The sequence below is a fragment of the Paracoccus nototheniae genome, from assembly GCF_004335005.1.
GTDB lineage: Bacteria > Pseudomonadota > Alphaproteobacteria > Rhodobacterales > Rhodobacteraceae > Paracoccus > Paracoccus nototheniae.
Genome location: NZ_RQRT01000094.1, coordinates 1 through 11285, shown reverse-complemented (window position 1 = coordinate 11285; position 11285 = coordinate 1). Strand labels below are relative to the sequence as shown.

Genomic DNA, 11285 nt, shown 5'->3' with positions numbered 1-11285 from the left:
TCCGCGAAGCCCCACCATGCGGCGGCTTAATGTCGACCGCGAAGATGACACTGCTCCCGGCAAACGATGTCCCATCGCCAAGAAAGACCTTGCAGAACGACATGCGATTAGATGACAGCCTCGGCTCAAAGCGTTCATATGCTGCATCACGCGCAAAGGTCTGCTTCGCTGTTTTTCGGCCAAACATCTGCGTCATTTAGCGCTGAAGATGTCGCGCCAAATAGCGATGGAGATCACAGTTCGGAGGATCAGCTTGATGTGTCCACCTGTCCATCTGTCCATCTGGATTCACCGGTTTCGCCAGACCATCAAGTTCCTTGCGTAGCGCATCGGACTGTCTGTCCGTGATCTGGCAGGCAGACTTGATCTGATCAGAAACAGCCCAGACTGAAGCCTGCAACGCTTGATCGGCGAGCGTCAGCTCGACAAGGACCCGGCGTTCATCCCTGCCAACGTCAAATCGCCGCGCGCCACATCCGATAGCGCCCCTGCCCGGTCATCTCCCGGATCAGACCCTGCTCCTCCATCCAGGCGAGGTTACGCTGAACGGCCGCGCGACTGGCGCTGGTCAGGGCCTCAGCCATCGGGGCGGAGATGAGCGGCCATTCGGTCATCACGGCGCGCAAGGCCGGGGGCGTGCGGCCCGACAGCGGGATCATTGCGGTCTTCGCCCTCTCGGCCCAAACCTCGATATCATCAAGATGGCGCATTGCGGTCAGACATGCGGTCTCCATCCCGTCGAGCCACCGCGCCAGACGGGAAGCAGGCGGGCCGCCAGCACGCAGCCCCCCTGCCCCACCCATCGCCAGAGGCGCGAAGACCGCACCCTTACCGTCGCCGGCCGCGATCCGTACGGCTGTGACTGCCCTTTCCATCTGATCGCCGTGCTGCCCGAGCCCAGCAAAGCTCCAAAGGTGAAAGCCCATGCAAGCGCGGGTGATCGGGTGCAGAGCCACGGCTTGCGCCATCAGGTCAAGCCAACCGCCTGCGCGATCCGCGAAGGGCTCCGCATCCGCCCCCATGTTCTCCGGGTCGCGGCGGTCGAGAAAGGCGGACAGGTCCCCTTCCGGACCGGGCCCGCCTGTAAGACGGCGAACCGCCCACCCGACACCTGCGAGCGCCCCGGTATCGTCATGCACGCCAGACAGGCGCAGCGAGATCCACAATGCCAGCCGATCTGCCCCGATGCGGTCACCGACAAACCAGCTCAGATCGGCTGCCTCAAGCAGCGCCAGCCTGTGCCGCCAGCCCTTCGGGCCACGCTGCAGCCGATCGTCCAGCGCCCCGAGCCTGCTCGCAACACGGGCAAGACGGGCTGCACTGCCCGCCTCTGCCGTCCGCCAGTCATCGATGACCTTGAACTCACGGGGCTCAGCTCGTGGCCCGGGCGGCAGGTCGTCGGGCATGTCGTCGATCGGACTGGGCAGAAACCAAAGGTCGTCCTCGGATGTCTCATCGACCTCTCCGGCATCCGGAAGAGCGTCGTCAAAATAACCAGGTAGAGTAAGTCCTTGAGGCTTCATAAATGCAGAATACACATCTTTTGCATCTTACCTAAGGGTTTAATTTTGAGGTGTCAGTGGCCCTTATGCAGCATGACTGTGCAATGGACTTCATAAGCTCCCTGAATGCGCTCTTTGGGTGAAAACCCCGGGCTTTTGCGGAGCAACGTCACAGAATGGGACATTGCATCTGTTTACAAACGGTCATTTAATAGATTTCTTGGAAGCAAGAATGGCGTCATGCGAGGGGTCTCAGCGTCTTGTGGACGAGATGCCGTTCTAGTTTGCCGCTGCGATCCTCACAGCGCCGCCCGAGCAGTTCCAGATCACTTGTTTAAATATTCCTTCTTCGAAGGTCTGCCCAATACCATATTCGCACATCGCAGGTCCTTCGAAATTCAGTGCACGCCCTTTCAGCCTCGAAGGAGACAAGGCGCCACCGCTGTCCCGTGATCATCTTAGCCCCCACTAGCGGAGGAGCGCTGACTGATACCGTCATCACGCAAAGGGATTGACCAGCCTCAGCTGACCCTCAACCAGAAGGCCCGTATGCATGTCCTCGGTCCATAAGGTGGTGCATCCGGCTATCAGGGCAGCGGCAACGATCATCGAATCATAAACCGAAAAACCATATCTCTCAGCAAGCGCGCGACCGACATCATGCGTCTGCAGCGTCAAAGCTTCGACGGAGCATAGGGCCCGGATGCCATCCAGAAAATGCGCCGTTTCGTCCCAGTCCAGTCCGGCTTTGCAGCGGCAATTAACCATCGCCTCGTCTAGAACCTGAACGCTGATGCGCGGGCTCTTCGCCAATATCACCTCGGCGCGATCGGCCTTGGATCCATCGTCCAGCAGATAAAGGATGACGTTGGTATCGACAAACTCAACGCTCATGCACGGCGCTGCGGCTAAGCCGTTCCGCGGCGGGCAAGGTGCCGCGGAAATGCCGCAACTCGGCAAGCACCTCGTCTGCCCGGGGCAGTCGCCGGACCGTAAGGGGGCCATCCGCCTTCATCAGGTCGATCTGATCGCCCTCTATCAGACCAAGCTCGCGCACCAAGTCCGCAGGCAGGCGAACAGCCAGTGAGTTTCCCCATTTTGCGACCTGCATCTGGCCCTTCCAGCGCGATGTATATCCAGAACTTCAATGTAGATCATGTAATATGCAAAAGCAAGGGCCGGGGATGAGACTATATCCACTCGGTCCGATCATAGAACGGCGTTGTCGCAAAGCTTGTGTCGGGCCCTGATGTGCCGGCGCTCTCTAAAGCTTCGGGCGCCAACTGACCGAGCTGCTGAGAAGGGCATAGTTCTGGGCTAAGCTGGTCTTTTCAAATCATGCTCATCATCTCGATACCTGCGATGGCCGACTCGGCGGACGCGCATCTCCTGCGTCCTGACGAGCATATCGTTCCACCTAACAATTGAGCGGGGCGTGGTTAACACTCAGTCCCCCGGAAAACATCCCTGAGAAAATGCATCGAATTGCCCATCGAGAGCAGACCATCTACTTCATTGTTTTTATTATTTTATTAATTGATGGGTGGAATGTAGATGGCAAGCAGCTTGAGGCGAGCCTATGCCCATCTCGGCAATAGAGCTCGGTTGGCGCACTGGCGTCACTCCCCACCCGTCACCGAGCAAAACTCATCTCTTAAGCCTGCCTCTGCAACCCATTATACTCTTGATCCAAGTCGACGAAGTGCTGGCGACTGCTTGACAAAGGAAGGCGACCATCTGTGTCGCAATGATGGGGAGAAGAATGATCATTTTCGTGAGTGCGCCAAACCAATTTACCAACCGCACATGGGCCAGTTGTAACCCGTGGGTTACGTCCCCTTCAGGGAGGAGTAACCCACGGGTTACTCCTCCCGCAACACCCGGTGAAACGCTTCGATCGCGCTCTGAAGGCGCTTCCTATCGATAGAAGAGAAATCAGTCTCAGATAGAATTCGGCATTCTCCCTTGCGTGCCGTCACCTTCGCCTCTCCAACGTGGAATTCATACTTGACTGCCTTCTTTTGATCTGGCGCTCGCCCAGATGAGACACGGCTCGCCGGCGGGGCGAATGTCCGCGACAGAACATCGGCTTGCTCCTCCGCCGACCTAACTGAAGTCAGAGCGCTGCGGAGTGACTGTGAAACTTCGGGAGATGCCTGGAGACGCCTTGCGACCTCGACTCCCAGGTTGCGCGAGATCGCCTTTGGATAAGGCAAGACGTCGCCAAGTTCCTCCAGCAGAAAGACGAAGCTGCGGATATAGGACCGCTTCATCTTGTGAAGGGATGCAAATATCCTGCCGACAAGGGCATCGGCCCCCTGCCCTTCCAACCCAGCTTCGCCCGCCGCAGTTATGGCCACCTGTGCCATCTCAGCAAAACTCAGGTCCTCGCGGATAACGTTTTCTTCCACCATGTCGATATAGAGGTCGATGCGATCGGTAGGTCCTGACGACACACGCGCGGTCACGACAGCAAAGCGCGTATCGCCAGTCTCTTGCCAGAGCTGTTTTAACGCTGTCAGGCGACGCCATCCTTTTTTCAGCTGGAACCCGGCCCCAGTTCTGAAGACCTCAATCGGCTCTTTCTGCCCCCGAGCACGAATGGAAGCCTTCAGTTCTTCCATCTCGTCAGACCCCGCGGTCGCAGTTAGATCAATGCGATCGCGGGGAAGGTCGTCAGTCCTGATGTCATCAACGCGGAGCATCTCAAGGACACGTCCCTCGCCCTGCGCGGTCCTAAAAGCCTTGGCATCCGACGCATTTTGGCGGCGCTGCTCGACCAGCGTCTCAGTGCTCTCAGCCAGGCTTCCCGCCGCTTCGCGGACTGCCGCGCCCATCGGTCCGACCTCGCGCTTGCGCGGCTTGACGTCGGCAGGCTCCAAAGGTTCGAAGCCAAACTTACTCTTTCCGCTCATGCGCCCATACCCCCATTGGTGTTTCTGTCATCCCAAGCGCGAAGCACGGTTTCACGGAACTCGATATATGCCGTATCGAAACTCTGCCTCGCCCGTTTCCAAGTCTCACGGGTCATCTGCCGATAATCTTGCTCATAGACCGATTGCTGAAAACGACCGGACTGCTCGACTGCCCGGGTCATTTCGATGGCGTTCTTGCACACATCATCGCCGAACACGTTTCGAAACGCATCCATCATCGCAATATGCAGCGGATTCGACGCCTCAAAACGTGTCATCAGCAGCCTGACGTCATCGAACTTCTTTGGAAGACTAATCCCTGCATCCTTCGCCAGAGAAGCGAACCCGGACGAAATGTCCTCCATCGCGTCGCCCAGCTGGCCCAAGTAGCTGGTGGTCGAGTCGTACTCCCAATACCCTGGGCCCGAAGGCACATAGAGAATATCGGCGGCAAAGGCAGCATTGAGGGATTGATAGCCGATGGCCGGAGGGCAGTCGAAAATGATGATGTCGTACTGGTCATCAGGAAGCTCATCGAGATATCGGGAAATGCAGCCGAAAAAGCTCCAGGCTTTATGAAGTGCGCGGTACTGAGCACTTGCGAACTCAACAAAAGCTGCGTTCGCACAGCTAGGGATAACGTCGATCGTTGACCAAGCTGTTTTTTGAATAAAGTCCTGCGCGCGCTGAGAACCGATGGACTGAACATCCTCGGGTAGCTCGTCCGAAGAAGGGTAGGGGCAGTCGCCAGGGTCGTCATATGCAGCGACAATGCGGTCTGCCTCACGGCACAGGTCGCGGCACATGATTCCCCAGACGGTATTCCACTCCTTAACTTCAACGAGGCCCATTGAATGGGTCAGCGTGGCCTGGGGGTCAAAGTCAATTACCAACACACGATAGCCGTCTAGGGCAGCGCCATTTGCAAGATGGTGGGCTACCACCGTCTTGCCCACGCCGCCCTTGAAGTTCGAAACCGCTATCCGCATGGCGCGCCCGGGCGGCCGCTTGGGCATCAATGTCTTGCCGCGAAACCGCAACCTGCGGCGCAGTTCGTTGATCTCATTCAGGGTGAACCACCGTTGGCGCCCATCCTCTTCCACGATCCCCTGTGGCAATGAGGGATCATCTGCCAGCTTTTTGCGAAGCGTGTCAGCCGGGATGTCGAACATGAACTGGCTTATTTCCCAGATTGAGAAGGGCCGCAGGGTCTTTTTCTCCGAAGGAGAAAACGTCGCCTTCCTGACTGATGCCTGCTGTGCGAGGCTGCGCTCGTTCATTCCTTGAAGATGAGTATGGTCCCGCATGTGTCAGCTCGCGTTTTATGGCTACCCTGTCTAAATAACGCGAAACTCCCAAAATGGAAATCCGGCGTTTTGTGTTTTCCAATTCTTATCGCACTGCTGCTAAGAACGGGATTTTGGACGGATACGGGGACACGATCGACCACCCGCGGGCGATTGAGGTGACATGGAGCGTACGATAAGGTGACACTCATGCTGTCACCCATATCCTATATAACCAGATTTTCTTCGGATTTTGGGCAAGCTAGCAGCAATCGCGCTTTTAGATCGTCGTTGACAAATTGCAGGATTTTAAGCACTCTCACAGCATCATCAGAATCGGACGAAGACGCCGAGCGAGATAGAAGAGGGCAGCAATGAAGGCGACGAGATCCACCGGGCCGCATGCCTCGGTGCAAAAATATGACCTACTGACAGCGATGGCCATTGCTGGCCTCAACGGAAAAGCCGTCTTTCAAACCTCTATGCTTCGCCTCGTTGCCTTAGTTACTGCCCGCTACAACTGGAAGCTCGATGAACTGACAGTGGGACAGCGCGATCTTGCTCGGATGTGGTCGGTGGATGAGCGAACCGTCAAGAGAGAAATTAAGCGGCTGCTCGGGAGCGAGATTCTCATTCAGCTTCGACCTGGTGTGCGGGGCAGGGTGGCCGCCTATCGGCTGAACCAAGGCGAAATCTATCGGAGAAGCGAGTCTCATTGGGAAGAGGTCGGGCCGGACTTTGCGGCTAGGATGGACACGAACAGGCACGACACTCGTGCTGTCGGACCAACAGTCGTCCGGGTCGACTTTCGGCCTACAACTGCACCCGATCATGAGGAAGAAACGGCGTGGGGGCGAACATGCTCGCGCTTGGCTGATATGGATCCAGATCTGTATAAGAGCTGGTTCTCAGCGTTGGTCTTTGAGGATTTTGAGCAAGCGTCACTTCGTCTTCGAGCGCCGTCTTCCTTCGTGGCAAAATATATTGTCACGCATCATCAAAAGCGGTTGCAGGACATAGCAACGAGTGAATTTGGTTCGATCAGCAAGGTCGAGATTACGTTCTGAACTGTCCTCGCGAAGACCATTGAACCACGCTGCGGTCATCCATTTCTTCGCAGGCCACGCAACATATCGAGAGCCGCCGCCAGCGGTATGGCTCGCAGTCCCTGAGCCATTGGAATATGGCGCTCACCCGCATAGACCAGCAAGCTTCGATCGGCCTTGATGTCTTCGACAGCTAAGTGAAAACCCCGCGAGACTTTCGGTGTGGTGGTTCGCTTAATCTCGATCGCCCAAGTTTCGCCCCGGGGAAGCCGCAGGACAAGATCAACTTCAGCGCCAGCTGCCGTCCGATAGAAGAACGGCTCCGCACCCGTAGGGGCAGCGGCAATGAGGGCCTCAAGGCAGAACCCCTCCCAGCTCCCACCTACCACGGGATGACCCAGCAGGTCTTCCATGGTTTCAAGTCCAAGAAGTGCATGGACAAGACCGCTATCCCTGACGAAGACCTTCGGCGACCTGACCAAGCGCTTGCCGACATTCTTGTGCCAGGGCTGAAGGCGCCGGACCAGCATGAGATCGACAAGCAGGTCTAGATAGCGTCCGACCGTCTGGCCCGAGACGCCCAACCCCTCCGCAAGGGCGGCGGCGTTCAGTAGGCCGCCCTGTGAATGCGCCAGCATGGTCCAGAAACGACCCAGGGTGGCTGCAGGTATCCGCGGACCTAGGGCAGGGATATCGCGTTCCAGATAGGTCCGTAGGAAATCCGTGCGCCAGGCCATGCTGGCCTTGTCGGTGTCGGCTTGAAAGCTGTCGGGAAATCCTCCCCGCAGCCAAAGGCCATTCAATTGATCCTCACCCACCTCGTCGAGGAGCAGGGGCGGCATTTCGATATAACGAACACGCCCAGCAAGCGACTCTGAAGATTGATGCAGCAGGACATTTGATGCCGATCCGAGGAGCAGGAACTGTCCGGTACGAAAGCCCAAGCGACGCCGCACGTCGATCTGGCCGCGAAGGCTTTTGAACAGTCCCGGAAGTTGCTGGACCTCGTCCAGAATAACCAGCTTTCCTGCCTGTTCGTCCAGATAGAGATCGGGTTCTATCAGAATCTGTCGATCGGCGTTTCGCTCCAAGTCTAGATAGACCGAAGGTTGCTGTTCGGCGATCCGCAGCGCAAGAGTCGTCTTGCCCACCTGCCGAGGGCCGAGGAGGACAACCGCAGCCTGACTTTCAAGAGCTGACAGGACGATTTGGTTGGCTTGCCGTATATACATACCTTGTAATTACTCCACAGCTTGGAGGAATTACAAGGTAATTTGCCCGAAAGAGGGATGGATCCTAAGAATAAGCCGTAAGGAATTGTCCGGGTATTCCTTGCTCAGTCAGATCATTCCCAGCTTCTCAGCTTGCCCGAGGAGCATCTTGACAGATGAGGGCTGCCACTTGGTCCTCCCACGCGGCGTCCTCTCTCGCATGGCCTCCAGACGGTCGCAGATTGCCTGCAGTGTAATATCAGCGTCAGCACCTTTGATTGCAGCAATAATAGCAGGCAGACGATCATTTGGGACGCGTCGAGGCGCACGCGTCAACACGGTGGCGGGGAGGAAGCCTTCACGCATATAGGCGCGGGTGGCCCGGAGCAGGCGGGGCTGCGTCCAGCGGCGGCTTTCCGGCAACGGAGCATTGACGATGCGCAGTACGTCCTCCCACGCCATCTCCGGGCGCAAGCGACGGACATAGGGCACCCACTCAGTCGCTGTATCGGCCAAACGTTCCATATAGCCGTCATGTCGCGCCAAAAGGATCTTGCGTAGGGCAGCCGGATCTTTGGCCCGCAAGCCGGGATTCCCACCGATCCGGCCTTTGGTTCGTGCGCTGGCCAGCCCCGCTTTGGTGCGTTCGCGGATAAGGGCGCGCTCAAACTCGGCAGCAGCTCCCAGCACCTGCAGTGTGAATTTTCCCTGCGGGCTGGCGGTGTCGATCGGATCCTCGATCGAGCGGAAGAACGCGCCCTTGGCATCCAGCCACTCAATCACCTCCAGCAGATGCGACAGAGATCGCGCCAGCCGGTCAATCCTGACCACGACTAGCGTGTCACCTTTGCGCATCTGCTCCAACAACCGTGCCAGCACCGGACGCGCGCGGTCACCGCCCGAGGCATGTTCCTCAAGAACTTGACAGCAGCCGGCAGCATTCAGAGCCTGAACTTGGGGCAGGGGGGTCTGATCCTCGGTGGAGACGCGGGCATAGCCGATAAGAGGCATTTTATAGAGACCAGTTGCAATTTCAGAAGCTTAAATTAAACGACCGTTTGTAAACGGATGCAAGTGGGTGACGCGCCAGCCTTCCTGCGGGCTTTCCCGCATTTGGCGCATGGATCGCGGAGTTTGAGACGCCCGGGCGCCATGCCAAGGCCTGCCGCAGGATGGGTGTATCGAAAGACCTGGGTAATCGTCAAAAATAGACTAAAATGACGATGTGAAGTCTATAAGATCAGGAAAGCTACGAAAATAATGCCAGCGCTCATGATCGATCAGAGATTGTCGCTTGCTGATCCGGCCCATTGGCTGGCCGTTCAGGGCGCGCAGATTATCGCCCTTGCAGAAGCATGCCGCGATCTGGGGCGGCTGGAGGCCACCATCGCTTCGCTCCCCGAGGCCGAGGCATCAGGGGCCCGCGATCGGCTCGCCCTGATCGAGGTCGAGGCGATGCTGCGCGCCCAAGGCCTGATGCTCGGGCGCGACGAGATCGGCCGCGAGATGCTGGATGCGCGCAGCGGATCGGACCCTGAGGCGCTGCGTCTGGCGCGATGGGCCGTCCGGCGGCTGGAGGGGCAGGGGGTGCTGGCCGATCTTGCCGCGTTTCTTGGCCTGCACCGGCGCGCGGGTGCGGACGCCATGCCGGGCCCGGATCTGGAGCTGCGTCCGCAAGGGCGGGAATTTGATGCCGCAGCTGCGGAGTTCCTGCAGGCTGCAGATGGGTTCGGCGTGCTGCATCCGCTGGCGCGCAGGCCGGCGCTGCTGGCGGCGTGGCGGATGGCGGGGATGTCGCTGCCGGGCCAGATGGTCGAGCCGGCGGTCTGGTCGGCGCGCCACATGGCTGCGGGGGGAGAGGGGCTGCGCTTTGTGCCGATGGGTCGGCACGGGCGCCGCATCTGGGCGGGCTATGGCACACCCGCAGATCGGCTGGCCGCCCATCTGGCGGCCGTGCGTGCAGGCGCGCAGGACAGTCGCGCGCTGATCCTGCGCCTGCGCGACTGGTCCGGACGGGCCCGGGCGGCCACGGCGGGGATCAAGGGAGACAACGCCGCAAGGGTGATCGCGGTGCTGGCGGCGCGGCCTTTCGTTTCGGCCATGGAGACAGAGGCGCGGGCCGGGGTCAGCCGCCCGACCGCCGAGCGGATGCTGAAGCGGCTGGCCGATCTGGGCCTGACCCGCGACGTGACCGGCCATCGTCGTTTCCGGTTGTGGACGGCCGCGGCATGAGGCCGGCGCGGTCAGGGGACGGATCCGATCCCGGGCCCTGGAAGCAAAGGAGTGCGCGATGACCTGCAAATCGGACAGATCCCCTTCCGCCGATGATGTGTGCACGGACCAGACACCGTCAGACTCGATCTTGCCAGAACCCATACCGCCGGCTCTGACCAGCGAGACGCGCCAGACGCAGTGGCGTCGGGCCAATCTGGGGAAATACAGCTCCCATCTGGCCGTGCAGAGGGCACTGACGTCGGGCCGCTTGCACAAGCAAGCCTGCGAGGTCTGCGGCGCCGAAACCGTTGACGCCCATCATGACCGTTACGACCAGCCACTGACCGTCCGCTGCCTGTGCCGCAGCCATCACGTCAAGCTGCACCATTAGGCGCGGGCCGGAAATGTTCGGATGTACTCGGGCGCAAGATCGGCCTCTTCGCCATAGTATGTGCAACGACTGATCAATTTAAAGAATCTAGCATTGACCTTAGGTGCCCGGACCATGGTCAGAGGCAAAGGTAGTCTAACTGAGCATTGTTTTTTGCGGGACTGTAAAGGCCGCAATCGCCACCTCAAGCTCTGGCTCACTCCGCAACGAAACGCTGATGAGCGGCACCTCTTTGGCTCAACAGTCCATCCCGCTCGCCGGTCAATCAAGTACTGGCAACGCAACCATGAAGGAAAATAACCATGTCTACCAAAACTATCTTGACCGCCCTAATTCTGACCACCAGCGCCGCTGGCGCATCGACCAGTATCGAAGCAAAAGATCCCACGGATCTATTGCCTGGTGCTGCTGAAGTTCAGGCAGGGGCCAAAACAAAGCAGGTTCCCGCCCGGACCGTGATGACTGGCAGCGAGTTGGCCCGGGCCGGCATCTCAGGTGACACGCTGCTGACCGTCAGCGCCTTTGGCATCGAAGGTCAGGTTGCCAACCTATATCGAGACCGGTGAATTGGCTTCTCCCTCGCTCGCCCTAAATGGACCTGCACCGGTTTTGTTCCGGTCTTTTGAGAGCAATACTCGCCATCAAGGAGACCGGATATGGCAGCGATACACAGCGACGAGTTCAAGCGGGATGCGGTTCGCATCGCGCAAACCAGTGGCC

The 11285-nt window shown here is 58.7% G+C and carries 12 protein-coding genes; 4 read left to right on the top strand and 8 right to left on the bottom strand.

Annotated elements, in window-relative coordinates; genetic code table 11:
• The 6 genes from EG885_RS23140 to EG885_RS20300 form a co-directional block, all read right to left on the bottom strand.
• Positions 1 to 187 (bottom strand): hypothetical protein (locus EG885_RS23140; RefSeq protein WP_207392355.1); only part of this gene is annotated, 187 nt, incomplete at its 3' end.
• A 268-nt stretch (positions 188 to 455) separates the two neighbouring features.
• Positions 456 to 1523, bottom strand: a complete 1068-nt coding sequence (locus EG885_RS20320) for a hypothetical protein (RefSeq protein WP_131578289.1) — start codon at positions 1521 to 1523, stop codon at positions 456 to 458.
• Between the two features lie 477 nt (positions 1524 to 2000).
• Positions 2001 to 2396: a PIN domain-containing protein gene (locus EG885_RS20315; RefSeq protein ID WP_131578285.1), complete on the bottom strand. Its 396-nt coding sequence runs from the start codon at positions 2394 to 2396 to the stop codon at positions 2001 to 2003.
• Entirely contained in the window at positions 2386 to 2613 is a 228-nt protein-coding gene (locus EG885_RS20310) for an AbrB/MazE/SpoVT family DNA-binding domain-containing protein (protein WP_131578283.1), read from the bottom strand. Before EG885_RS20310 ends, EG885_RS20315 begins: the two co-directional genes overlap by 11 nt.
• A gap of 751 nt (positions 2614 to 3364) precedes the next feature.
• Complete coding sequence (locus EG885_RS20305) at positions 3365 to 4417, bottom strand: ParB/RepB/Spo0J family partition protein (protein WP_131578281.1); 1053 nt, start codon at positions 4415 to 4417, stop codon at positions 3365 to 3367.
• On the bottom strand, positions 4414 to 5724 hold the full coding sequence (locus EG885_RS20300; protein ID WP_131578280.1) for an AAA family ATPase: 1311 nt from the start codon (positions 5722 to 5724) through the stop codon (positions 4414 to 4416). The genes EG885_RS20305 and EG885_RS20300 overlap by 4 nt, the downstream gene beginning before the upstream one ends.
• Positions 5725 to 6077: 353 nt before the next feature.
• On the opposite strand from EG885_RS20300, the gene EG885_RS20295 reads away from it, so the two are divergent.
• The gene (locus tag EG885_RS20295) at positions 6078 to 6770 is read left to right on the top strand and encodes a DnaA N-terminal domain-containing protein (protein WP_131578278.1); all 693 of its coding nucleotides are present in this window, start codon (positions 6078 to 6080) and stop codon (positions 6768 to 6770) included.
• A gap of 35 nt (positions 6771 to 6805) precedes the next feature.
• Here the strand turns inward: EG885_RS20295 and EG885_RS20290 are convergent, their stop codons facing one another.
• On the bottom strand, positions 6806 to 7981 hold the full coding sequence (locus EG885_RS20290; RefSeq protein ID WP_131578276.1) for an ATP-binding protein: 1176 nt from the start codon (positions 7979 to 7981) through the stop codon (positions 6806 to 6808).
• A gap of 108 nt (positions 7982 to 8089) precedes the next feature.
• A complete protein-coding gene (locus EG885_RS20285; RefSeq protein WP_131578274.1) occupies positions 8090 to 8971 on the bottom strand; it encodes a recombinase family protein in 882 nt (293 codons plus the stop codon).
• 261 nt (positions 8972 to 9232) lie between these two features.
• Between EG885_RS20285 and EG885_RS20280 the strand changes: the two genes are divergently transcribed.
• The 3 genes from EG885_RS20280 (at position 9233) to EG885_RS20270 (ending at position 11131) form a co-directional block, all read left to right on the top strand.
• Complete coding sequence (locus tag EG885_RS20280) at positions 9233 to 10192, top strand: MarR family transcriptional regulator (protein WP_131578272.1); 960 nt, start codon at positions 9233 to 9235, stop codon at positions 10190 to 10192.
• A gap of 58 nt (positions 10193 to 10250) precedes the next feature.
• The gene (locus EG885_RS20275) at positions 10251 to 10565 is read left to right on the top strand and encodes a hypothetical protein (RefSeq protein WP_207392354.1); all 315 of its coding nucleotides are present in this window, start codon (positions 10251 to 10253) and stop codon (positions 10563 to 10565) included.
• Positions 10566 to 10867: 302 nt separating this feature from the next.
• Complete coding sequence (locus EG885_RS20270; RefSeq protein ID WP_131578270.1) at positions 10868 to 11131, top strand: hypothetical protein; 264 nt, start codon at positions 10868 to 10870, stop codon at positions 11129 to 11131.
• Positions 11132 to 11285 lie beyond the last annotated feature (154 nt).